Annotated in this window: 23 protein-coding genes; 11 read left to right on the top strand and 12 right to left on the bottom strand. The window is 38.7% G+C overall.

Translation table 11 applies throughout. From position 1 onward, the window contains the following. Nucleotides 1-29: 29 nt before the first annotated feature. The 5 genes from namA to proI all read right to left on the bottom strand — a co-directional run bounded on the left by namA (nt 30) and on the right by proI (nt 5,424). The gene (gene namA / locus CKK03_RS00215) at nt 30-1,049 is read right to left on the bottom strand and encodes an NADPH dehydrogenase NamA (RefSeq protein ID WP_099360634.1); all 1,020 of its coding nucleotides are present in this window, start codon (nt 1,047-1,049) and stop codon (nt 30-32) included. 102 nt (nt 1,050-1,151) lie between these two features. Then, entirely contained in the window at nt 1,152-1,964 is an 813-nt protein-coding gene (locus CKK03_RS00210; protein ID WP_099360633.1) for a YybI family spore inner coat protein, read from the bottom strand. Nucleotides 1,965-2,020: 56 nt separating this feature from the next. Further along, nucleotides 2,021-3,160: a CAP domain-containing protein gene (locus CKK03_RS00205; RefSeq protein ID WP_099360632.1), complete on the bottom strand. Its 1,140-nt coding sequence runs from the start codon at nt 3,158-3,160 to the stop codon at nt 2,021-2,023. A 95-nt stretch (nt 3,161-3,255) separates the two neighbouring features. Further along, on the bottom strand, nt 3,256-4,449 hold the full coding sequence (locus CKK03_RS00200) for an MFS transporter (RefSeq protein WP_099360631.1): 1,194 nt from the start codon (nt 4,447-4,449) through the stop codon (nt 3,256-3,258). 129 nt (nt 4,450-4,578) lie between these two features. Continuing rightward, a complete protein-coding gene (gene proI, locus CKK03_RS00195) occupies nt 4,579-5,424 on the bottom strand; it encodes a pyrroline-5-carboxylate reductase ProI (protein WP_099360630.1) in 846 nt (281 codons plus the stop codon). Between the two features lie 468 nt (nt 5,425-5,892). On the opposite strand from proI, the gene CKK03_RS00190 reads away from it, so the two are divergent. From CKK03_RS00190 to CKK03_RS00165, 6 genes are all read left to right on the top strand, one after another. Next, the gene (locus CKK03_RS00190) at nt 5,893-6,858 is read left to right on the top strand and encodes an MBL fold metallo-hydrolase (protein ID WP_099360629.1); all 966 of its coding nucleotides are present in this window, start codon (nt 5,893-5,895) and stop codon (nt 6,856-6,858) included. Nucleotides 6,859-7,127: 269 nt separating this feature from the next. Next, nucleotides 7,128-7,922 (top strand): SDR family NAD(P)-dependent oxidoreductase, encoded by a 795-nt coding sequence (locus tag CKK03_RS00185; RefSeq protein ID WP_099360628.1) that lies wholly within the window; start codon nt 7,128-7,130, stop codon nt 7,920-7,922. Nucleotides 7,923-8,573: 651 nt separating this feature from the next. Beyond that, on the top strand, nt 8,574-9,614 hold the full coding sequence (locus CKK03_RS00180; protein ID WP_099360627.1) for a glutathione S-transferase family protein: 1,041 nt from the start codon (nt 8,574-8,576) through the stop codon (nt 9,612-9,614). Between the two features lie 13 nt (nt 9,615-9,627). Then, nucleotides 9,628-10,128, top strand: coding sequence for a GNAT family N-acetyltransferase (locus CKK03_RS00175; protein ID WP_099360626.1), 501 nt, complete (start codon nt 9,628-9,630; stop codon nt 10,126-10,128). Between the two features lie 171 nt (nt 10,129-10,299). After that, nucleotides 10,300-11,562 (top strand): Y-family DNA polymerase, encoded by a 1,263-nt coding sequence (locus CKK03_RS00170; RefSeq protein WP_099360625.1) that lies wholly within the window; start codon nt 10,300-10,302, stop codon nt 11,560-11,562. A gap of 202 nt (nt 11,563-11,764) precedes the next feature. After that, the gene (locus CKK03_RS00165; RefSeq protein ID WP_099360624.1) at nt 11,765-12,097 is read left to right on the top strand and encodes a YolD-like family protein; all 333 of its coding nucleotides are present in this window, start codon (nt 11,765-11,767) and stop codon (nt 12,095-12,097) included. Between the two features lie 30 nt (nt 12,098-12,127). On the opposite strand, the gene CKK03_RS00160 is transcribed toward CKK03_RS00165, so the two are convergent. From CKK03_RS00160 to CKK03_RS00145, 4 genes are all read right to left on the bottom strand, one after another. Beyond that, nucleotides 12,128-13,138, bottom strand: coding sequence for a FecCD family ABC transporter permease (locus CKK03_RS00160; RefSeq protein ID WP_099360623.1), 1,011 nt, complete (start codon nt 13,136-13,138; stop codon nt 12,128-12,130). Further along, nucleotides 13,135-14,142, bottom strand: a complete 1,008-nt coding sequence (locus CKK03_RS00155) for a FecCD family ABC transporter permease (RefSeq protein WP_099360622.1) — start codon at nt 14,140-14,142, stop codon at nt 13,135-13,137. Before CKK03_RS00155 ends, CKK03_RS00160 begins: the two co-directional genes overlap by 4 nt. Nucleotides 14,143-14,212: 70 nt before the next feature. Continuing rightward, nucleotides 14,213-15,130 (bottom strand): iron-hydroxamate ABC transporter substrate-binding protein, encoded by a 918-nt coding sequence (locus tag CKK03_RS00150; RefSeq protein ID WP_099360621.1) that lies wholly within the window; start codon nt 15,128-15,130, stop codon nt 14,213-14,215. Then, on the bottom strand, nt 15,084-15,926 hold the full coding sequence (locus CKK03_RS00145; RefSeq protein WP_099360620.1) for an ABC transporter ATP-binding protein: 843 nt from the start codon (nt 15,924-15,926) through the stop codon (nt 15,084-15,086). Before CKK03_RS00145 ends, CKK03_RS00150 begins: the two co-directional genes overlap by 47 nt. Nucleotides 15,927-16,088: 162 nt before the next feature. Here CKK03_RS00145 and CKK03_RS00140 point away from each other — a divergent pair, with 162 nt between their 5' ends. Then, a complete protein-coding gene (locus CKK03_RS00140) occupies nt 16,089-17,138 on the top strand; it encodes an NAD(P)/FAD-dependent oxidoreductase (protein ID WP_099360619.1) in 1,050 nt (349 codons plus the stop codon). A gap of 95 nt (nt 17,139-17,233) precedes the next feature. Beyond that, nucleotides 17,234-17,782 carry a GNAT family N-acetyltransferase gene (locus tag CKK03_RS00135; protein WP_099360618.1) on the top strand — a complete coding sequence of 183 codons (549 nt, stop codon included), beginning with the start codon at nt 17,234-17,236 and terminating at the stop codon, nt 17,780-17,782. 23 nt (nt 17,783-17,805) lie between these two features. On the opposite strand, the gene CKK03_RS00130 is transcribed toward CKK03_RS00135, so the two are convergent. Both CKK03_RS00130 and CKK03_RS00125 read right to left on the bottom strand, forming a co-directional pair. Then, entirely contained in the window at nt 17,806-19,599 is a 1,794-nt protein-coding gene (locus CKK03_RS00130; RefSeq protein WP_099360617.1) for a dihydroorotate dehydrogenase, read from the bottom strand. Between the two features lie 97 nt (nt 19,600-19,696). Further along, on the bottom strand, nt 19,697-19,900 hold the full coding sequence (locus tag CKK03_RS00125) for a CDGSH iron-sulfur domain-containing protein (RefSeq protein ID WP_099360616.1): 204 nt from the start codon (nt 19,898-19,900) through the stop codon (nt 19,697-19,699). A 160-nt stretch (nt 19,901-20,060) separates the two neighbouring features. Here CKK03_RS00125 and CKK03_RS00120 point away from each other — a divergent pair, with 160 nt between their 5' ends. Together CKK03_RS00120 and CKK03_RS00115 are read left to right on the top strand one after the other, a co-directional pair. Beyond that, nucleotides 20,061-20,405 carry an iron-sulfur cluster biosynthesis family protein gene (locus tag CKK03_RS00120; RefSeq protein WP_099351786.1) on the top strand — a complete coding sequence of 115 codons (345 nt, stop codon included), beginning with the start codon at nt 20,061-20,063 and terminating at the stop codon, nt 20,403-20,405. Then, nucleotides 20,389-20,631: a DUF2552 family protein gene (locus CKK03_RS00115; protein ID WP_099360615.1), complete on the top strand. Its 243-nt coding sequence runs from the start codon at nt 20,389-20,391 to the stop codon at nt 20,629-20,631. The genes CKK03_RS00120 and CKK03_RS00115 overlap by 17 nt, the downstream gene beginning before the upstream one ends. Nucleotides 20,632-20,645: 14 nt before the next feature. On the opposite strand, the gene CKK03_RS00110 is transcribed toward CKK03_RS00115, so the two are convergent. Beyond that, nucleotides 20,646-21,554, bottom strand: a complete 909-nt coding sequence (locus CKK03_RS00110) for an alpha/beta hydrolase (protein ID WP_142353989.1) — start codon at nt 21,552-21,554, stop codon at nt 20,646-20,648. A 216-nt stretch (nt 21,555-21,770) separates the two neighbouring features. Here CKK03_RS00110 and CKK03_RS00105 point away from each other — a divergent pair, with 216 nt between their 5' ends. Further along, nucleotides 21,771-24,830: an efflux RND transporter permease subunit gene (locus CKK03_RS00105; protein ID WP_099360613.1), complete on the top strand. Its 3,060-nt coding sequence runs from the start codon at nt 21,771-21,773 to the stop codon at nt 24,828-24,830. Nucleotides 24,831-24,851: the final 21 nt, after the last annotated feature.

Raw genomic sequence — 24,851 nt, 5'->3', positions numbered from 1 at the left:
AGGCACTTGTCGATTTTTTTAGCTGGTTATTAAAGCCAACCGCGTTCGTATTGTTTTGGACTATCAATTGAAACACCAAGCTCTTTAGCAGCCGTTCTTGGCCAATAAGGGTCACGTAGTAATTCTCGAGCAATAAATATTAAATCAGCCCGATTGTTTTTTAAAATCTCCTCAGCTTGAACAGCTTTGGTAATCAACCCAACTGCACCAGTAGGGATACTGGCTTCATTGCGAATTTTATCTGCAAAACTAACCTGATAGCCTGGATATGTATCAATTTTTGCGGGTACAACAGCACCAGAACTGACATCGATTAGATCTACACCTTGGTCTTTCATCTGTTTTGCATATTGCACATAATCGGCAGGAGTCAAACCACCTTCCGTGTAATCATTTGCTGACACTCGAACAAATAGTGGACCATCCCATACTTCTTTAATAGCTTCGATTACCTCTTCTAGGAAGCGGTAGCGATTTTGGGGACTCCCGCCATATTCATCTTCACGTTTATTTGAAAGTGGAGACAAAAACTCGTTTATTAAATAGCCGTGTGCCCCATGGATTTCAATAATATCAAAGCCAACTTCTTTTGCACGTCTTGCTCCTGCCTTAAATGCAGCAATGGTTTCCTTTATTTCATGACTTGTTAATTCCTTTGGTGTTTTGTAGCTTTCATTAAATGCAATGGCAGAAGGAGCAACGATATCTCCTGTAACTGTTGCTTTTCGTCCGGCATGGGCAATTTGAATGGATGTTTTTGAGCCATATGCTTTAATCATTTCAACTAGCTTTTTTAATCCTGGCACATGATCGTCGCTCCAAATACCTAAATCCTGTGGCGAGATTCTTCCTTGCGGGGTTACTGCGGTTGCCTCTACCATGATTAGCCCTACCTGACCAACAGCACGGCTAACATAATGGGTATAATGCCAATCCTGTAGCATCCCATCCTCATTGTGACTGGAATACATACACATCGGTGACATAACAATTCTATTTTTTAAGGTAACATTTTTAATTGTATAGGGTGAGAATAATGCTGATTCCATGTGATTTAAGCCTCCTATGTATTTCGTAATACTAAATATTATATCATTTTAGTTATACATATTAAAAAAATAAGCATCGACTTTATCTGTCGATGCCTTTCTTTATTTAACAGGGGCTTCAGCTAATTTCTTTCCTGTTTCTTTACTTATGAGTGCCACTTTTGTTGGCACGTATTTTTGATTTTGCTTATCAAAATTATATCTTGTTTCGAAATAAGCAATTACGTCATAGTGGGCAATTCCAGAAACAGCCTGAATTGCGACAATTTCTTGCGGCTTCATTTTGGTTAATTTATCGAAACGATATCCCGAAGCTGGGTCCACCCATGTCTCCATTTCTTGTAGTCGATTCTGTAGTTCCTTTTTATCAGGAAAATCCCGGTAGCGCTCTTCTGATAATGGTATGACTGCTTCCAAGCTAGTTTGCTTATCAATAAATTCGACTTGATAATCGCCCTTGTATTTAATTGAAAAACGCTTTTTTGCTTCGTCAAACCATCCTGAAGTATTGGGGTCAGTAAAGATTTCCTCCACTTTTTCACCTGTATAGCTTAGGACAGTTAAACCAGTGATACCTCCACTTCCGATAGAACGAAAATAGAGGAGAATATCCTGTTTCCCGTTTTGAATGACATCTGCAAACTGCATTTCAGCCAGCTGATATAAATCCTGTTTATTATGATAGGTTCCTACTTGGTCCCCATTGATTTTTAAAGACCATTCATTCGCAAGGTTATATTGATTTTTTCGTGCGTAAAGCTCAATGATGTCCTTTTTACCATCACCGTCTATATCAACATACTCTTTTTGAACAATTGTAAAAGGGCCATATTCAACATCATTTTGCCCGGCAAGAGTTACACTGTGAAAGCCACTAAGAAGGCCTAAGAATAATAAAAAACGTACCAATTTCACAAAATCACCTCTTTGGTAGGATAACCAAAAATTGAGAGGGATATAGGTGAAATGCCTTATTTTGTGTAAAAGTTTTCTGTGTAATAGGGGTGAGACTCCGTATTAAAGGCGACTCCCACACCTAAATATTTATATTCTTTTTTTAAAATATTTTCTCGATGTCCCATTGAGTTCATTAAACCTTCATGGGCAAAAATACTGCTAAATTGCCCATAAGCGAGATTTTCACCAGCAATGGTAAATAAAATTTCATCCTCAATCATTCGATCAAACGGAGACTGTCCTTGTAAATTAGTGTGGCTAAAATAATCGTTTTGCGCCATATCTAAGCTATGCTTTCGAGCCGTTTCCTTCACATGATCATCCCAAGTTAGAACCCCTAGTCCATGATTTACTCTAGATGCATTTGTTAGGTCAAATAATTGATATTCAAACCCTTCTTTCAACTGCTCACTTGCATCGGTGTAAAAATCGGCTCTTTTTTGCTCTAGAGCGTCTGAAACAATTTGAATCGAGGTCACCGTGTTATTCTGATGTTTATCATAAAAAAGGGTGACATAGGTGTTATCTATATGGAACACATCATAGTCCCGGTCCTGCTGAAATTCATAATAGACAAATCCTTTTTGAATTCGCGTCATTGGTTCACCAAGTAGATTAAGTGCTTCTTGTTTTGGGGTTCCATACTTGATTCCTTTTGTTGATGAGATAAGGTCCTGATTTGTGTATAAACCTACAACTTTATTCTCCGAGTCAAAAGCCACCAACATAAAATTGTGATAGTCTTCATGATACGTATACCAGTTCGTTCCATATTCATTTAAAGACACCCGTTTTGGATCCCCAAGTTTCGCTTCTACTGTCTGTTTACTTTCCCCAAGCTCGATATTATGAATGGAAAAGGCCTGCTCACTTGGTGCGTTTAATTCTGGTTTCTCCACTTCATTTTTGTCGATAATCGAATTCTCTGGTGCTTTTTCTTCAAAGGTTTGCAGTAATGTTTCGATATATTGTATACCTTCGTTGAGTTTGTTTTTTATATTTGCGAGTTCTTCAGATTCAGATACTTTGTCAATTTCAGTTGTAATAGTATCTAAAACTGATTGATTATCAGTTTTTGCAGCTAGTTTATCTATTACTGTCCAACCGGCGTATAGGAAAAATAAGAAAGATATAAATAGAAGGATTCTCCTCATAAGTCAACCTCCAATCCCTAAGATTCATTCTATCCAATTTTTTTCGAAACGATAAGGGATTTAAGATGAAAAAGGAAAAAGGGGACTATTGCCCCTTAAGCTGAAGTATTATTTTTTCCAATCCATGTAAAATAAAGCAAAATGGATATTAGCACAGATATTGCAGAGGCGATGTAGATTGATTGGTATCCTAATAAATAAGCGATTTGACCAAAGGCAATCGCACCAATCCCCACTCCTAAATCAAAAGAAGAAAAAAAGGTTGCGTTCGCCATCCCTTTTCGATTGTCTGGGGCCGTTTGTACAGCCCATGCTTGTAAGGCAGGCTGCAATGCACCGAAACCTAAACCGTAAATAAAAGCTGCTATGTAAAGGACAAGACTACTAGGTAACCAGGCTAATAGCAACATAGCTAATACAATCGAAAAAGCACCAGGTGCAAACACGGCTCGATGTCCCTTCAAATCATAAAGGCGTCCTGCAAAGGTTCGGGAAATCATTAGAGCGACTGCAAACAAAAGAAAATACCATTCAATCCCGGATATTCCCTTTTGTACAGTATATAAAGGTAAAAAGGCTGCAATTCCTCCAAATGAAACAGTTATAAAGAATAATAGAATCGAAGGAGGGAGTGCTGTTTCTTCATAAAAATCCCATTTTCTGGGTTTTTCTTTTACTGGTTCGATTTTTTTATAGTGGATTCTAGATGATAGGATGAGTGCGACTAAACCTAAAATGGCGCAAATGGAAAAGAGTTTTGTATAGGATATTGTACCAGCAAGTGTAAGGCCTAACGAAGGACCAAAAGCTAGTGCGATATTTCCGAATAGACCAAAATAGCCCATTCCTTCACCACGTCTTTTGGCAGGGATTAAGTCTGTTGCGATGGTTCCCGAAGCCGTTGTTGAAAAGCCCCAGCCAATTCCTTGAACCATTCGAAACAAAAATAAAAAGAGTAAACTTGAAATGATTCCGTAGGTGCCAACAGATAGGACGAAAATGGCAAGCCCAAGTAAATATACGAAGCGTCGTCCTCTTATTTCTAATTGATGGCCAGCGAAGGGTCTGATTAACAGTGCGGAAAAGGTAAAAATGCCAACGACTAATCCAATGAGCTGTTCATTACCTCCAAGATGTTCTACAAATAGTGGGATTGTCGGCAAAGTCATCTGAAAGCCGAGAAATATAAAGAAGTTTGATATGCAGATAAGGGTAAAATCACGGGTCCAAATTTTTTCTGTAGTGGTACTTAGTTGTGGTGATGTTTCTTTAATAAGCGGTGCACTCATAGAATCTCCCCATCATGATTTATTTCGGTACTCTAAATAATAGTATATCAAAAATGTCAGTAAAATCCTACCAATGTTAAATCACTTTTTCTGGATTGGTAAGATCCTACTGACTTCGATATCATACATCTAATTCTTTTCTGAAACAGATTGGAGCATCGCTTCTCCAAGTTCGGCAGAGCGAGCGGTAGCACGCTTTATGCAAGACACCATTGCTTGTTGGTAGTTAAATTGCTCCAATACCTTTATACCTGCTTCGGTTGTACCGCCTGGACTTGTTACTTCTTTTCGCAAAGTAGCAGGTGGCTTTGGTGAACTTTTTAGCATTTCCGCTGCACCAATAATCGTTTGAAGGATTAATTCCTTGGCAATTCCTTTTTCAAGACCGATATCGTCAGCTGCTTTTTCCATTGCTTCGACTAAATAATATACATATGCAGGACCACTTCCTGAAAGACCTGTGACCGCATGAAGGTCTTTTTCTGCGACTGTTGTGACAATGCCAATTGTTTCAAATAATTGACGTGCAATGAGTAAATGGTCTTCGTTTGCGTACATTCCTACAGATAATGCAGTAGCAGATTTTCCAATGGTTGCAGATGTATTTGGCATAGCACGGACTACAGCAACTTCTTTGTTTAGTAAGTCGGTGATGGTTGTAGTCGATACTCCTGCTAACACAGAGATGATGAGTTGGTTTTCATTGACGTGATCCTTAATTGCTAAAACAGCTTCTGCAACGTCCTTAGGCTTTATCGCTAGGAGGATGACTCCAGCATTTTCAATTGTTTCTTGTTTGTTTTGACTTATGGTTACACCATATTCTTTGTTTAGACCTTCTAATCGTTCATAATTGGAGCGATTCATTACAGAAATTTGATTGGGCAAGAAGAGCTCCTTTTGTAGCATTCCAGAAATCATTGCCTCAGCCATTGAGCCGGCTCCAACAAACACGATATTTTGTCTCATTTCCATAACTATCCCTCCGTAATAAAATAAAAAGACCTACTCCATCCTTGTTAAAGGACGGAATAGGTCTGCTATCCGCGGTACCACCTTACTTAACATCTTGAAAAAGCTAATTTTTTGATGTTCCACTCGAACCCGTATCGTGGGAAGCCGGTTAGGTTTTCCTAACAGCTCATAGGTAGGTTCAATCAAGAAGCGGGCTACGAGATCTTTCAGCCGATGGATCTCACTCTCTTATTGCCATTACATGATTTACTAGTCCTAATCATTGCTCTACGAAATTTATATTAATGGTCATTATGCACTGATTTTATCTGGATGTCAATACCTTCTTTTTGTAAAACGAGCCCAATTACAGTTACATAATAGAGAAGTTATTCGAATATAATGACAAAATAAGATGAAAAAGGTAAACTAAAAATGGATAAATGTAACGATACTTTATTGATATAGTACAAAGGAGATTTCTTATCTATGAATAAACTTACCACGACCAAGGATGTTTTTAAAATAACCCTGCCAACACCTTTTGCTGTCGGAGATGTAAATGTGTATGTTGTGAAGGGAGAAGCTTTAACATTAATAGATGCTGGTGCAAAAACGGAGGAAGCGTGGCAATCCTTTAATGAGCAGCTTGCTCAGTTAGGCTATACACCATCCGATATTGACCAAATTGTAATCACTCATCATCACCCGGACCATGTAGGGCTTCTAGATTATTTTAATAAGGATATCCCAATTTTAGGTCACCAAAAAAACCAACCATGGATAAGTCAGGATAAGCAATTTTTTGTAGAGAATGAGCCGTTTTATAATGAACTATTTCTTCAATTAGGTCTTGATCCCGCATTTATCAACTTAGTTGATATGGATGAAGAACTTGAATATTCTTGTCGTAGATCACTTACAAAATCGATAGGAGAAGGAGATATCATCGATGGTATGACAGGTTTTAAGGTGTTAGAAACGCCCGGACACGCACAAAGCCATATTGTTTTGTACCGTGAAGAGGATGGAATGCTTATTGCAGGAGATACTCTCTTAGCTAAAATCTCACCAAATCCATTGCTTGAACCACCGCAATTTGGTGAAACAGCTAGACCGAGACCATTAGTCCAGTACAATAATTCTTTACGTAAACTTCTAACACTTGACATGTCAAAGGTTGTAACGGGTCATGGAGCCGATATTATGAACCCTCATGAGCTTATTCAAGAGAGATTTGTCTCACAAAAAGAGCGGGCATATCACGTTCTTCAAATGATTAAGAAAAAGCCAATGACTGCCTTTGAGGTATGTACTAAGTTATTCCCAAAAGTATACTTAAAGCAACCTCTCTTTACGGTATCTGAAACAGTTGGACAGCTTGACTTCCTTGAAGAAATAGGTGAAATTAAGATAGAAGTCGTGAACGGACAACATATCTATCACGCCAATTAACTTTATTCAGTAGAACTCCCCAACAAGTGGTTAGTTAAATACTTGTATTAGTATATTATATGAGTAGGTAGTCTTAACGTTGACTGAATAAAGTTAAGCCTCCGGCGGATGCCACGATTTTTTAAATGAAATTTTTCGAGCAGTAAGATCAAAGACTAAATACGCCACTTCTTGTGGCAACGTCTTTATGACCCACTTCCTGTGGGCCTAAAAATCGGGCGCAAATACGCCGAGGCGCATTTGATTAATTTTGAGGTGAAAAAGGCCGAATGAATTCAAGACTTAAAGGAAAGAAAATTGTTATTACTGGGGCTTCGAGCGGGATTGGCGAAAAAATTGCCTACCTTGTTGCAGAGCAAGGAGCATATCCAATCCTCTTAGCCAGAAGCTATGATCAGTTAGAAAAAATTGCTCAAAACATTCAAGAAAAATACAGTATCGACTGCTTATTTTATAAGCTCGATGTTCGTGATACAGAAAACGTAAAAGATGTATTTGAGGACATATTACGCAATGTAAACACGATTGATGTACTTGTTAATAATGCTGGGTTTGGTGTGTTTGCAAATGTTGTGGATGCACAAATAGAGCAGATGAAGGCAATGTTTGAAGTTAATGTATTTGGACTCATTTCATGTACAAAGATGGTTCTACCTGCAATGATCCAGCAAAACTCAGGCCATATTATTAATATCGCATCACAGGCCGGAAAAATCGCGACACCAAAATCAAGTGTGTATTCGGCTTCAAAACATGCGGTACTTGGGTTTACGAATAGCCTTCGGATGGAGCTTTCAAGCACAAATATCCATGTAACAGCTGTAAATCCAGGACCGATTCGGACACGTTTTTTTGACATTGCTGATGAGTCTGGTACATATGCGAAAAATGTAAATCGGTTTATGCTTGATCCCGATTTCGTCGCTTCTAAAATTGTAAATGCCATGCTAACCCCTAAACGCGAAATTAATCTGCCAGGTTGGATGAATGCGGGCAGTGTATTTTATACCTTGTTTCCTCGACTCGTTGAAAAAGTAGGGGGAAAGGCATTTTTTAAAAAATAATAGTACCATCAATACTCCTTTTTTAAGGGGTATTTTTTATCTATTTATTAAAATCGACCATGTGTACTATTTGTAACCCGATAAATGGTAACCGCAAAGGAGCTAATCGGTATACCATCAAACCGCAAAACGATAAATGGTATCCGCAAAGGAGCTAATCGGTATACCACCACATCGCAAAACGATAAATGGTATCCCGCAAAGGGGCTAATCGATATACCATCACACCGCAAAACAATAAATAGTATCCCGCAACAGGGCTAATCGGTATACCACCACATCGCAAAACGATAAATGGTATCCCGCAAAGGAGCTAATCGGTATATCACCACACAGCAAAACGATAAATGGTATCCCGCAAAGGAGCTAATCGGTATACCATTGCATCGCAAAACGACAAATGATATACCGCAAAGGGGCTAATCGATATACCATCACCTCGTAAAACGATAAATGGTATACCGCAAAGGAGCTAATCGATATATCACCACACCGCAAAACGATAAATGATATTCCGCAAATAAAAAGAGTTCATAAGGTCACTTGATTTTTAGGAGTTTATTCCTTGACGTTTAATTTAGATAATGAGTAAATTACATTAAACACATTGAGTTACTATGTTTTAATTTAATTCTTGAGGGAGAGGATTACATGTCACAAAATGACCAGACATTTAGCTGTGCGATTCCTGTTGAATCGAACAATGATACATCAAAAAAACCAGTAGAAATAAAAGCCGATGGCTCTTTTAATCGTCAAACGAATCGCTTTACTGCACCTTTCGGAAATCAGCTTGGTGAATTACCCGTTGAGTCTGGCCGCTACCGCTTACTTTGGTCAGCCGCATGTCCATGGGCACATCGCGCTGTGATTGTGCGTAAAATTCTTGGATTAGAAAACGCGATTAGCTTAGGGAAAGTAAGTCCAATGAGACCAAGAATCGAGCGTGTAGATTGGGAATTTTCCTTAGATGACAATGGAGTTGACCCTGTTCTTAGTGTTCAGTATGTGAGCGAGGTCTATAAGAATGCGGACCCTAATTATACGGGTAGACCGACTGTACCAGTCATGGTTGATCTTGAAACCAAACAGGCTGTGAATAATGATTATTTTAAGCTTACCAACTATTTTGAAACGGTTTGGGCTCCTTTCCACAAGGAAAATGCTCCAGATTTATATCCGAGTGGATTACGTCAAGAAATCGATGCATTGAACGATGTCATTTTTCATGATGTAAATAATGGCGTGTACAAATGTGGATTCGCTCATTCTCAGGAGGCTTATGAGCATGCCTATGATCAATTGTTTGCTAGATTAGATGAGTTAGAGGAGCGTTTGTCCAAGCAACGTTTCTTATTTGGGGATTTTATCACGGATTCGGATGTCCGATTATACACCACTTTGGTTCGTTTTGATGCTGCTTATTATTCGGCTTTTCGCACTAACCGTAATTTAATTCGTGAGTTTCCTAATCTATGGGGCTATGCCCGCGATTTGTTTCAGACACCTGGTTTCGGTGAAACGACTGATTTTGATGCCATTAAGCGTCATTACCACCTATCCATCACCATTGACCCTACAAAAGGAGAAGTCAATATCCTTCCTAAAGGACCAGATGAATCGGTATGGCTTTCCGAACATAACCGTGAAAAATTGAGCAATAAAAAAGAAAAATTTTTGATAAAAGGGTAGGTGAAAATGGAACATGAAAATTCGTGATGCTAAACTCGATGAATTGGATTCCATTCGAGAGCAACGAGTTGCCGCTTATCGTGAGCATTCCAAGGCAATTCCAGCTGCTCATTGGCGAGCTCTTAAGCAGGCAATTTCTTCTGAGGCTGACCGCCTTTACGGTTCTGAGCTTATTGTATGTGAGCTTAATGAAAAAATTGTCGGGAGTGTAGTCTTGTTTCCTGCTAAAACAGACGCATACGAAGGTCAGTTAGAGGAGTTGGATTATCCTGAAATTCGAATGCTAGCAGTAAATCCTGAGGCTCGTGGAAAGGGTGTAGCTTCAGCTTTGATTGATGAATGCATAAATCGTTCCAAAGCGAAAAAGCACCAGTATATTGGATTACATACCGGTGAATTCATGAAACAGGCGATTCGGCTATATACAAAGCACGGCTTCGAGCGATTACCACAATATGATTTTGAGCCTGCAAATGATGGGATTATCGTCAAAGCGTTTCGATTGACCATATAAGACAAAAAAACCAATTCGCTACTCTAAGCGTGTTGGTTTTTTTATGTTCTTCTGTATTCGATGTAAACACCATTTTAAATTCTTCTTAAAATTTCCATTGAAATCGAACGTATATTCTCCTATTATTAAGAATACAATACGAACATATATTCTTTTTGGAGATGATGTTAAATGGTGGATTACAGCCAGTTGCCCGTTCAAAAGATTTTGTGCGTGGATATAAAAAGCTTCTATGCAAGCTGTGCTGCAGTTTTATTAGGTCTTGATCCCCTCGAGTGTTATTTAGCCGTTGTTGGAGATACGGAGCGCCAGGGAAGTATTGTGCTTGCTGCTTCACCAAAGCTAAAGAAGGAATTTGGGATCAAAACAGGATCAAGACTTTTTGAAATCCCTAAGGATCCACGAATTAAAATTGTAAATCCAAAAATGGCCATGTATTTACGAATTTCAACGGAAATTACGAGACTTTTTAACCGGTATGTACCTAAAAGTGCGATCCATGTGTATAGCGTAGATGAAAGCTTTATAAAGATTGATGGGACTGAAAAATTATGGGGAGACGCAACAACGATTGCACGTAAAATCAAGCAGGAAATCGAGGCCGAATATGGGCTTGCTTGTGCCATTGGTATTGGTCCTAATATGTTGATGTCAAAGCTCTGCTTAGATTTAGAGGCCAAGAAAAAGGGAATTGCAGAATGGACCTATGATGATATCCCAGAAAAACTATGGACAGTCTCGCCGCTAAGAGAAATGTGGGGGATTGGGGGTAGAGTTGAGCGAACCTTAAATGGGATGGGGATTACAACGGTTGGGCAGCTTGCCCATTATCCACTTGAACTACTTGAGAAAAAATTCGGAGTCATGGGAAATCAGCTGTATTACCATGCTTGGGGTGTGGATTTATCAGAAATTGGTGCACCCATTATACAGGGACAGATCAGTTTTGGGAAAAGTCAAATTCTTATGCGTGATTATCCAGATCCGGAAGAAGTCAAACATGTCATTCTTGAAATGTGCGAAGAGGTAGCGAGGCGTGCACGAAGACATAAAAAAGCAGGGAGAACAATTAGCCTCGGTATTCATTATAGCCGTGATGAGTTTGGCGGAGGATTTTATCGTTCGAAAACCATTGATACTCCGACAAATATCACAATGGAGATGTACCGCGTTTGTCTTGAGTTATTTGAGAAATTTTATGCACAGAAGACAGTCCGTAAAATCTCAATTGCACTTTCTAATATTGAAGATGACACACAAATGCAATTGGATTTGTTTTATCTCAACCGAGTCAAGCAGCATAAGCTTGGTTATGTGATGGATGGTATTCGTGGGAAATACGGTTCCGATGCAATCCTGCGTGCAGTATCCTACACAAATGCCGGAACATCAAGACACCGTAGTAAGCTAGTCGGTGGACATAAGGCGGAATAGAAACCAAAAGCGCAAGCACCAGAAAGAGGAACATCGACTAAAAACCGCCACGTCCTGTGGCAAACGTCGATGTCAGCACATCCTGTGCAAGTCCGACAAGCGCTGGAACCCCGACGAGGAGGCTGTTACCGCCGCAGGAGGGGTGAAGCGACCTCGAGGGGCTAGGTGCTGGAGCTAGACGTAAGAAAGAAGGTAATTAGCAATGATACGGGATCGCGGATCCATAAAATGGACAGCAATGATGCTGCCAGAGCATGTAAAAATACTAAGAGATTGGACGGAAGAAGACACGTATGAGCTAAAACCAGAACTCGATGAACAGCAAGTTGAAGAGATGAATGGTATTCTTTGTGAGGCAATGGAGGAGGGGAGAGAACTCGTGATCACGCATTATGAAGCGAAACACCACAAACTCCTTCTCGGCACTATCCATCATTATGATGCTCTACAAAACAAACTGCATGTCATCGATAAATTTGGAGAAGTTCATTATATCCCAGCAAACATGTTAGTCGATTTGCGTTTTTCCGATTAATCCTTTTTTAAAAAAAGCGTGATTTAAAAATCACGCTTTCTTCAGCAAAAGATAAATAAAATAAGGTGCTCCTATAAGAGCAGTCATAATTCCAGCGGCAATACCTTCTGGTTCCACAATATTGCGCCCGATTGTATCAGCAAATAATAATAGCCACCCACCAATGAGCACAGCAAGTGGGATAAAAAGCTGATGACGTGCTCCTACTAATGTTTTTGCGATATGTGGAGCCATTAAACCAATAAAGGCAATGCCACCAGTAACAGAAACAGCGGCAGCGGCTAATGCAACTGCTGTTACTAGTAAAAGCAGCCTTTCTTTTTCAATGGAGATACCTAGCCCAATTGCGGTTGCCTCACTTAAATTAAGGATATTCAAGCGATTCGCTTTAAAAAGAGTAAAGGGGATCAGCACAAGCAACCAAGGTAGGAGTGCCAGTATAAATGGCCAGTCTGTCCCCCATATATTCCCCGCTAACCATCTGGCAATAAAGTCTACTTTTTCACGCTCAGAGGAGGAAATGAGTAGGACCATTGTGCCTGATAAAGCCATTGAAAACCCAACACCTATTAAGATTAGTCTTACTGGTTGGAGGCCTTCACTTTTGCTATATGAAAATAGATAAATTAAGCATGCTGTTATGAAGGCACCGATAAACGCTACAACAGGAAGCAAATAAATAAATGATCCGGCATCAATCGGAACATACAAAAAGAAGACTGAAATGGCTACACCTGCCCCAGAATTAATCCCAATGATTCCAGGATCTGCGAGATCATTTCGTGTAACTCCTTGTAAGATAGCCCCGGATAGAGCGAGTGCCATTCCGGCAAGAAGTGTGATAATAATACGTGGTAAACGTACAGAGAATAACACAAATTCTTCTTTAAAAGTCCCTTCTCCTAAAAGTGTAGGAATTAACCTATTATAAGACAAGGAGGAGTAGCCCAGTCCCATACTAACGATAGTTGTTATGATGATCATTATAAAGATTCCAATGAGTAAAAAGCGATGTTTGTTACGTAAACTTGGATGGATCATGAAAAAGTCTTCCCTCCTTTATGGACAATGAATAGGAAGAAAGGAAGCCCCAATATGGCTACAATCGCAGGCACTGGTGTTTCAAAGGGAGCATTTAAATTTCGTCCAAGCGTATCTGCAAATACCATAAAGGTAGCACCAGCAACAGCTGACATCGGAAGAATATAGCGATAATCTGTTCCAACAATGGCTCTTACAAAATGGGGAATCATCAAACCAAGAAAGGTAAGATTTCCAACGAGTGCAACCGATGCACCTGCTAGCATGATAACGATTACGAATAATAAAACCTTAATCAGTAAAATTTTTTGACCTAACCCTATCGCAATTTCCTCATTTAGACTAAGTATCGTCAGCTGCCTTGAGAGAAACAGAGAAACCAAAATGCCAATTATGATGAAAGGAATGATGACTTGAAGCTGAGCCCAAGTGGTTCCAATAATACCACCAGCACTCCACATTGAAACGTCTTTAGAAATATTAAAATATAGTGCAATCCCATCGGCAACTGCATAAAGAAAAGCAGATACAGCAGCCCCAGCTAACACAATTCGAAGGGGGGAAAATCCTCCTTTTTTGGCTGAGCTAATACTTATGACCAAAATGGTTCCAATGCCAGCTCCAATAAAACAGGCGAGCATAATAGTAAAATAGTTGGCAGTAGGAACCAAAGCAATGGTTAAAGCAAGAGCTGCATTAGCACCAGCCGTTAATCCAAGTATGCTAGGGTCTGCCAGAGGATTCCTCGTTACACCTTGCATAATAGCGCCTGCTACCGAAAGACCGGCTCCAACAAATACGGCTGCTATTTCTCTAGGAACACGGATTTCGCGAATCATGGTGATGGTGTCGGTCTTTACGTTAGTTGAAAGAGCTAGCCATACTTCTTTCAAAGTCGTCTCAGCAGCACCAAATACCAATGAAATAATGAACACGATGATGAAGAGCAGAATGCCCAAGGTAAGTTTCAGAATAAACGGAACTGAATTTGTGTATTTTGTCATAGTATCTCATCTTTTCCTTTTTAGAATAAAAGAAGAGGAATTCTTGTTAGAAGAACTCCCCCATATATACTTAGTTGCCAAGAAATGAATCAATGAAAAATTCTAGTTGATATTCAAGTGTAATTGGATCATTAAAGTAAAATTCCTTTGCATTTGCTACATAAGCTTGGTTGTTTTTAACAGCAGGAATATTTTTATACGTTTCTGAATCCATAAAGGAAGTTTCTGTATCTTCTGCTTTACTCACAATTAGATAATCTCCAACAAACTCTGGAAGCACCTCTAAGGATAATGAATAGTAACCTGCTTCTAGTGCCATTTCTTTTACCTTTTCTGGCATGTTCAATTTCATTTCTTGATATAAAATCTCTGTACCGCGTGCCCAGTTATCACCGAAGACATAAAGTTCCTTATCGAAATTTTCAATGACTGTAACTGTAGCATCTTTACCAATTTTAGCCTTTATTTTTTCTCCAGCCTCTTTGGCACGTTTTTTAAAGTCATCAATCCATTTTTGTGCCTCAGCTTCTTTGTTTACCAACTTACCGATTTCTAACTGTTGAGACAGATAATCCAATTTTCCATAAGTAAACGTTACAACAGGAGCAAATTCTTTTAATTTATCCACGTTTTTCATTGTAGAGAGACCGATGATTAGGTCCGGCTCTAGTTCAATGATTTTCTCTAGGTTTTCATCAGTTACTTCCTCGACACCGTCTAATTTATAACGAGGATTTCCTTTAGACCAAGAATCGACACCTACGACTGGTACATCCAATGCCAAAACATTTCCTGCAAAGGTAGAAAGCACAACCACACGTTTTGGATTTGCGGGCACTTCAACAGGTCCATTCTCAGATTGGTATGTAATTGTATCAGAAGAACTTTCTTCTTTTGAGGTACCGGTTGATTCACTGGTGCTGCCACCGCAAGCAGCTAGACTAAATAGTAACAAGATTAGTAGAAAGGGGATTAATAGTTTCTTCATTTGATTTTTCTCCTTTTAATAAATGATAAGTTAGACACATAGGTTTATTTGTTCGTGGATCTTTCCCAATGAGAGCATCAATATGAAACACTTCTCTTAGGACTTCGTTCGTAATCACATCTTCAGAACTACCAGCCTTTACGATTTGACCATGTTTGAGGGCAATTATGTAATCAGCAAAACGTGCTGCATGATTTAAATCATGTAGAACCATTACGATCGTCCGCTTCTGTTCTTGGTTAAGCTTATGTAGGAGCTCTAATATCTCAAGTTGATGCGCCATATCAAGGTAAGTTGTAGGTTCATCTAGAAAAATCATTTCCGTTTCTTGAGCTAATGCCATTGCAATCCATACACGTTGACGTTGTCCGCCAGAAAGTGAATCGACAGGGTGATATTTAAAAAAGGATGTCCCCGTAACGTCGAGCGCCCAGTTTATTACTTCAATGTCCTTATTTGTTAGACGGCCAAATCCTTTTTGATAGGGAAAACGTCCGTAAGAAACGATTTCTCCTACTGTCAAGCCACTAGCGCTTTCAGGACTTTGAGGGAGTATGGCTAGCTTTTTTGCAAGTTTTTTCGTATTTTCCCTTGAGATACTTTCTCCATCCAAAATAATCGAACCAGATTGATGTGGGATTACACGTGACATCGCTTTTAACAGAGTAGATTTTCCGCAGCCATTTGAACCAATAATCGTTGTAATCTTTTGATCAGGAATTTCAATACTTAAGTCCTTAACGATTAACCGGTCGCCATAGCCAATATGTAGATCCTTTGTAAAAAGCCGAACCATGATATTCCTCCAGTTGTAAGATTTGAAAACTGATATTGATAATCATTATCATTATCAGTTATAATGATACTATAATTCTATTGAGAATCATTGTCAACTAGGTTTTTGACAATAAATAATTTGTTATGAATTTTATAGAAATATATATGAGGAGTGTTTTGAATGCGGAAACATGAATGTTATGAAGTGACAATTATTGGCGGGGGACCAGCGGGACTTTACTCTGCTTTTTATAGTGGATTACGGCAAATGAAAACAAAGATAATCGATTTTCAACCCTTATTAGGCGGGAAAATACATATTTATCCTGAGAAGATGATTTGGGATATAGGGGGACTAACTCCTCTTCCTGGCGCAAAGTTAATCGAGCAGTTAGTTAAGCAAGGTCTAACATTCAATCCGACCGTTGTGCTAAATGAACGAATCACTTCGATCACCAAGAATGAAGCTGGGTTGTTTGTAATGAAGTCGGCTTCTGGTAAGGAACATTATTCGAAAACAGTGATAGTTGCCGTAGGGGGTGGAATCTTAAAGCATCAAAAGATAGATATTCAAGGTGCAGAGCGGTTTGAGGTCTCAAATCTTCATTACACGGTCAAATCTCTTCAGCATTTTAAAGATAAGATTGTTATTATATCAGGTGGTGGGAATACGGCAATTGATTGGGCAAACATGTTGGAGCCAATTGCGAAGAAAGTATATGTGATTCATCGCAAATCGAAGTTTTCTGGCCATGAAGCTCAAATAACAAATCTAGACAATAGTACAGTCGAATGCTATTTCAATACCACTATTACAAAACTCATTGCGACTAATAACCGTGATGAAATTAGGAGAGTAGAATTAACAAACAACGAAACAGGTGAAACCGATTATTTATCAGTTGATGATGTGGTGATAAACCATGGTTTTGAACAAGACACATCATTATTGCAAAACAGTGAACTTGAAATTAAAATGCTAGAAAATTTTTATATAGCCGGAAACGCTCAATGTGAAACATCTATAGAGGGACTATATGCAGCAGGGGATATCATTAAGTTTGAAGGTAAAGTAAACTTGATTGCGGGTGCATTTCAAGATGCAGCAAATGCTGTAAACAAAGCGAAAAAATTTATTGAACCGAGTGCGAATGAAGCAGCTATGGTTTCGTCCCATAATGAAGTGTTTAATCAGAAGAATCGGGAATTAATAAGTGAGATGTTGAAATAGGGTTTTTTACATATGATTGTCTCTTGAGAATTGAAGGAAATTAATGAGTAGAGGTAGAAGAATAATAGGGTACAAGAATGGGGGGAAGCGGAACTATGTTTGTTTACCAAATTGACGAGGAACTATCCTTAAAATTAACAGAGTTAAGTGATGCCGAGCGAATTTTTGAATTAACAGATCAGTCCAGAGCATACCTACGAGAATGGCTACCATGGCTCGATATGACAACGAAGGTAGAGGACACAAAAGCATATATCGAATCATGCAGGAAAAGCTATGCAGAAAATAAAGGGCTGCATACCGTTATCGTCTATAAAAATGAAATCGTTGGGGTAGCGAGTTTCAACGAAATCGACTGGACCAATAAAATAGCCTTTATCGGCTACTGGCTTGGTCAGCAATACCAAGGAAATGGAATAATGACAAGGGTAGCAAAAGCATTGACAGATTATGCTCTTGACCACTTAAAACTAAATCGAGTTGAAATCCGTGCAGCGGTCGAAAATCATAAAAGTAGGTCGATTCCGGAAAGACTGGGCTTCGTGAATGAAGGCAAAATAAGGCAAAGTGAGTGGCTATATGATCACTATGTAGACCATGTTGTATATGGCATGATTGCAAAAGACTGGAATCCAGAAAAATAGGAAAGGAGCCCCTGAGGCTCCTTTTACATATCCTTGCCTATATGAAAAAATCGGTACGTCATTATAAGTCCAATGAAGAACAAACAAATAGCAAAATAAGCGGGAAGCAGATGGATAAAGGTTGTATATCCTATCGCAAAATGAATCCAAATTCCGGCGAAAAAGGCTGGAAGTCCGCCAATGAGTAAGGTCCACCAAACCCATTTATTCCCTTGCTGAAATCCCCAAAGGGAAATCGTCAGGACTAACAATCCAACGCTGAGTAGTGCACTTCCAAACCCCGCACGGTCATGAGCAATCACTGATATCAATTTATCATTAAACAAATCAAGCACCTCGGGTGGCATACAAAGATATAAAATGTCAGTTGCTACAAACACCTTCGTTATTCCAATAATAGAAATCACGATACCGCCTAACACGAATGAAAAACCAAGAATGACAAAGGCCAATTGCCCGATTATACTATGTTTCCAAACGCGGTGATTACGGGTGTTAAGCGATGTTGGGGTCCCTTTAAGGGATCTTGTTTTCATAAAGCCTATTAGAAAAATTGGAAGTAAAATAAGCCAAAATATCAAATGTAACCAATCAAAATAGCCGTAGCCGATAAAAAGGAAAATACCTAAAAACCCAAGAATGGCTGCTAAATCGATGGCCTGTTTCGCCCAAAGAATTTGGTTACGTACTCCAAAACGTGCCAATGCCATATAGACGATACCACCGGAAATCATTGTCCCAGCGAGTGTCATCCGGTCATGTGCCATAAAATAAAGAATCCGATCATTAAACAAGAGGATTTCTTCTCTTTGCATCCCAAGAAACAGTTCATCATAAGGGAGAATAATGGTTGTCAGACTGAAAAGAACAGCAATTATTCCACCAATAAGGATGGACAATCCAAATAGCCAATACCAAATCCATCTGGGTTGAACCGGAGGCTTAGGCTGGAGTTTGTGTGTAAGAGCTTCATTAATTCGCTTTGTCAGGCCAGGCCCAGAGAAGACATAGCCTCCTGAAAGCAAAACAAGATCAGCCCCAGCTTCGAAAAGTGCAAGTGCATCTGCAGGTTCATGGATGCCACCAACTGCAATGACAGGTAGGGAGAAACCATGTTGCCTTAAATAATCGATCGATTCTAGTATTTCACTCCTATATTTTTCATTCGGTAGATTTGGTGGTTCATCTACTACTATTCCAGAAAAACAGGTCTGAACACGATTAAGATCCAAGTTTCTAATCTTATCTGCTGGGATAGATAGATAAACAGGGCGATCTGTTGAACAACGAAGTTCCGTATTAGAAGTGACAAACGCAGCAACATAGGGTTCTAATCTCGTTATTAAATAGTGTAGTTCTTCGTCCGTTCCATCCAATCTTGCCAAAACGGGTTGTGGTGGTTTCCACTTTTCAAGCTTTTGAACTGTTTTTTCAATTCCGATAGATTCATAACTTACAGGAAAAACAATTTGCTGCTTTTGCCAATCAACGATTGGTAGATTAGGGTCCGTTGTGGGCTCTTTTGTCACTGGACCAATTTCAATCAGACCAAACCCAAGATTTGAAAAGGCCCTAGAACCAGTTAACAGCGGATCGATTTTTCCGGAAAGGCCAATTGGATTTGCATAACTTACACCTTGGATTTCTATTTTTACAAGTTCAGAAGATTCCTCTCTACCAAGAAAATGAATCAACCGATGTCCTCCTGGGATGGAGGCAACCAGATTCATACCTCTGTGGATAAATTCCCGAGATTGATAGGGAGAAAAACGAGATAAAATAGGTTTAAATAGTATATGATACGACCAATCAGGCATGTTTCGTCCTCCATGATAGGCTTTTACCCGTATTGTATCATAAATTAGAAATCTAAACGAAAAAACCGAACGCATAGTGCACTCGGTCTAATAAGGATTATTCTTTTGGAGCGCGTACGACTGATTCGAAATTCCCCTTATGCGAACCGTCGCAAAAAGGTTTATTTTTAGACAAACCGCATCTGCATAATGAGAAGGTTTGTTTTGTTGGGAACTTATTCCCTTCCTTATCCACTAGATCAACGTCACCTGTGATCCTTAATGAACCATTATCATTTACCTTAATCGTAACCTTTGACATCTCTTGAATACCTCCTTAATCTAATTGTATTACTATTGATAGTAGTTCAACATTTACCAAAACTCAAATAGTTGGTGAAGTGTCGAGTTATTGTAATGATATGTAGTTGGAAACAAGATATGTTAGAATAGTCATAAAATGAAAGAAAGAGGAGAACGAAATGAATGTAACATTTTCAGAACGTGCGATTGAAAAACTAAACTCCCAAATAAAAAATAAAGATAACAAGTTAAAATTAAAATATGAAACAGAGGGCTGTGGTTGTGTGATGAGCGGAGTTACCGCATTATGGCTTGTAGACTCTGGGGATGAAGACGATCTAATCCTTGAAACGAATTATCAACCATTATTAGTCGAAAAATCTAAAATGGTGTTCCTAGATGAGAATATGACTGTTGATTTTATTGAAACAGCAAATTGTTTTATGTTAAAAAGTCCAAACGAGATTCTGAATCCGCGTTTACGGTTAGTAGAAATGAGTGGTGTACATGAGTTCCAAGCTTAAAACGATACGAAATATTGCAGAAGATAAAACATGGGTCTCTTTTTTACATGATAATCACCCGTATAGTCTCTTGCACTGGTCAATTGCAGGAGTGAATCATGATCAAAAGGATGTTTGGCTGCTTCAGGATGAAGTAACCTTTGAGGTTCAAGAATTTGAAACGATTGAACTCGCATTAACTTGGATTGATGAGAACTTAAAAGAAATAACAGATATATTAGGTTAGGGGACTGAAAAAGATCAGTCCCTTACATAGTTGGCAAAAAAATCATCAATTACTTTTTCATAGGCTTCTTTGTTATCAGCGAAGGAGTATGCATGCTTTCCTTTTTCGGCAATTAACATTTGCTTGGGTCCTTCTTTCATTTTATAAAGCTCCATTGTCATTTCAGGCAAAATATAATCATCTTTAGCACTGTGGATAAACAATACCGGATTATTAATATTTTGAATCACAGAAACGGGGGAAACATCCTTGATGCTATATCCGTCCCGAAGCTTTAAAAATATATTGGCAAAAGGAAGAACAAGAGGAGCCGGAATCTTATAATCAACCTTTAAAAGATACTTCAATTGTGCTTCAAAATCGGAAAACGGGCAGTCCACAATATAGAAATCAGCTCCATCCTCAATCATCCCAGCGTATAGTAGAGTCGTTACAGCCCCCATGGATTCCCCGTGAATACCAATGGTACTATTTTCCCCGTATTTTTCCTTAACCCATGTAACAACCGATTCTAGATCGTATTTTTCATAGTGTCCATAGCTCGTTGTTTTTCCACCAGTTTCTCCATGGCGTCGATGATCGTATAAAAGGACATTCCAATCACGCTCCAAGAAAAGCTTCATGTATTTAATTGAATTTAATTTGTTTTGAGTCACACCGTGAGAGATAATAATAAATCTTTTTTTATCCGTTCCATTAACAAGCCAGCCTTTAATCGGGTATCCGAATTTCGATTGGATAGAGATGTCCTCCTTTTGAAGAGACTGGACCTCATCCAAGGTTAAACGACCTTCCCTCGTTTCACGTTCAAGAATTTCATCATCGGTTTTCTTCTTCATGAACATTACGATGTTAGTAAAAATCATTCCAATTGTGGCCATATAGCCGATGAGAATACCAAGTAAAATGAATATCTTCCTCATTCTTTTCATGAAAAAACGCTCCTTCTAAAAATCCGATTAAAAATGTAAGCCCTCTTTATTATATCCTTTTTTTAATGATTCTCCATATTTTTCCTAAGACTTAAGTCTTACATCAAGATAAATCTCCGGATCGTTATGCCATTTTCCTTATGACGATATGATTAATTTATACAAAAGTACTAAATTTTACCTATTAAGGAAAGAGGAGATGGATTTGTGAAGCTATTGAAATTTATTGTACAACGGAAAATTCTGATTACGCTAATGATTTTTTTAGTAACTGTAGTGGGCAGCTATTCACTATTAAAAGTAGACAAAGAGCTAATGCCTCCCGTGAAGCTAGATGGAGCCTTTGTTGAGATTTACGCAGGTGAAATGGCAGCAATTGAAGTGGAAAGAACCATAACAACCCCCATTGAACAAAGGATCTTAGCAATAGAAGGAGTGGAGGGTGTTCAGTCAACGACAAATATCGGTAGGACTACTCTAAATCTAAGCTTTGAAGCAGGGCGTGGCGAAGAGATTTATAAAGAGGTAGAATCAGCCATTGCATCTACTAAGTCAGAGTATCCTGGTATTACCGATGTTACATCGGGTCAATATGGCGGAAGTCAAAGCTATGAATTTTTTATGGATGTTTCGGGTGGAAACATGGAGGAAATGTCTGCATTTGCAAAAGACATTTTAGAACCAAGATTAGAAGCATTGCCTGAGGTGAGAGACGTTTTACTTACGGGGATAGAGGAGCAAGAGGTCGCAATTAAAATGGACCGTGAAAAATTACAAGAGCATCATCTTGATGTAAACCAGGTAATCGCGGCAGTTCAACAGTCCAACAGTGAAGCAACTTTAGGAGAATTACAAAATGACAAGGACTCACCTTCCTTAAGATGGAGTTCTGAGGTGGAAAATGTGAGGGATATTGAAAATATTTCAATCCCAACGCAAAATGGTTTTATTCATCTAAAGGATGTTGCAAACATAACCATTCAGTCGCTCGAGAATAACTCGTATGTATGGAAAAATGGTTCTCAAGATTTCCTTTTTGTACAAATAGGACGCGTTTCCAATGTCACACAAATCGATATGGCCAAAGCAATACGTGCAGAAGTAAAGAAAATTCAAAACGAAAATCTTGTGAAGAATTTTGAATTAAACGAAGTTGTGGCCCAAGCGGATTATGTCAGTGATTCAATAGATGGAGTGAAGGATAATATATTGATTGGTGGAGTCATTGCCATTGTCATTTTATTACTATTCCTACGTAATATTAGGGCAACCTTTATTATCGGTTTATCGATTCCTTCTTCTGTTCTTTTAACCTTTACAGCGATGTGGTTGTTTGATTATAGCTTTAATATGCTAACACTCCTAGGACTTGGACTAGGAATAGGGATGATGGTGGATTCCTCTATTGTAATCCTAGAAGCTATTTATAAGAAAAAGGAACTTGGCTTTGGTAGGTTTGAAGCGGTTATTGAGGGGACAAGGGAGGTAGCCTCGGCGGTTATTGCATCTATGCTGACAACTATCGTTGTTTTCCTGCCAATTGGTTTAATCGGTGGGGAGATGGGGGAGTTTGTCATTATGCTGTCAGTTGTAGTGGCAATAACCTTAATTAGTTCTGTAGTGATATCTTTTACATTGATTCCGTCTCTATCAGAAACATTTTTAAAGCTTAGAAGACCTTCTAGACTGAAAAAAGACTCCATTATGATGAAGGGCTATCGTAACGTTGTGGCTTGGGTGATTAGAAAGAAAAGAAATAGCTTTGCGGTAATCACACTGTTTCTCTTGATGCTAATCGGTTCCCTATTTCTTATAACGAAAATACCGATGACAATCATGCCTGATATGTTGAATCGTTATACAGAGCTCGCTGTAGACTTAGAACCAGGTTTATCATTGGAGGAAAAACAAAGTGTAGTTAATGAAATAAATCAGAGACTACAGAAAGTGGAAGACGTAGAAACGAATTATGTAATGGATAATGGAACCATGCTATATACCATTATTAATATGACAAAGGGCAATCAAATAACGGTTGAGCAAAAGGAAGTAAATGAAAATATTCTTGAGGCGTTACGAAATATGCAGGAAGATCATCCGATTTCGGGTGTTCAAAGTGCAATGGCAGGAGGTGGAGGGTTTCCTGTCCAAATAAATATTAAAGGTGATAGTTTTGAGCAACTTCAAACCATTTCAAACAATTTCACTGATGAGCTTCAGAAAGTAGATGGGGTTTCGGCAATTACAAATTCAATTGAAAGAACCTCTGAAGAGCAAGTTATCGTGATAAAAGAAAAAAAAATTGAGAAGGCAGGTTTATTTCCTTCACAAATCAAACAATTTATTGAAGAATCCTTTATTCAAATGCCGGTCGGCACGTTGCAAAACCAGGATGGAACAATGCCGTTAACTCTTAGTTGGGCAAAAACACCTGCTACAAAAGCGGATTTATTGGATATGAAAATGTCTATTAATGGCGGAGAAGAACCACTTTCCTCATATATTGAACTTAGAAGTGTTCATACACCAAATGAGATTATTCATTCAGATGGGGAAAGACTTGTTACGATATCAGCAGATATTAAGAACCGTGATCTCGGTGCTGTAAATCGAGACATTCAAAAAATAATTGAAAGTTTCGAAACGCCTACTGGGTATACACTTACCGCTGGTGGTGATTTAGAGCAACAACAAGAATTAATGACAGATATGATTTTTGTATTTGCGATTTCCATTTTTCTCGTTTATTTGGTGATGGCCGTTCAATTTAACCACTTTGGGCATCCGTTGCTTGTCATGTCCGTAATTCCGATTACAATCATTGGTGTGATTTTAGGATTATTTATAACACAAATGGAATTAAACCTTATCTCGGGAATGGGGATAATTATGCTAATTGGTATTGTTTTAAATAATGCCATATTGCTCATCGACAGAACAAACCAACTGCGGAAGGAAGGCAATTCGATTCAAGAAGCACTAATAGGAGCCGGCAATGATCGGATTCGACCGATTTTTATGACGACCTTGACAACAGTTGGAGGTATGCTGCCACTTGCCCTTGAATCCGGAGCCTCTGGGAATTATCAGGCTCCAATGGCAACTGTCATAATCTCAGGGCTTTCATTTGCAACTTTAATTACATTGTTTTTAATTCCTGCTGTTTACCGATTGTTTTCATTTTCAAAATCAACGGAAACTCGTAAAGAAAAAAGTGAAGTACGATCGAAATCTAAGGTAAAGGCAGAAATAGTACCTAAAATCTAAAAAAACCCCCTGGTCAGTGCA

It is taken from the genome of Fredinandcohnia onubensis, from assembly GCF_002734215.1.
In the GTDB taxonomy this organism is placed as follows: domain Bacteria; phylum Bacillota; class Bacilli; order Bacillales; family Bacillaceae_L; genus Ferdinandcohnia; species Ferdinandcohnia onubensis.
Note: the sequence above shows the minus strand (reverse complement) of the source record. Positions and strands in the feature narration are given on the sequence as shown.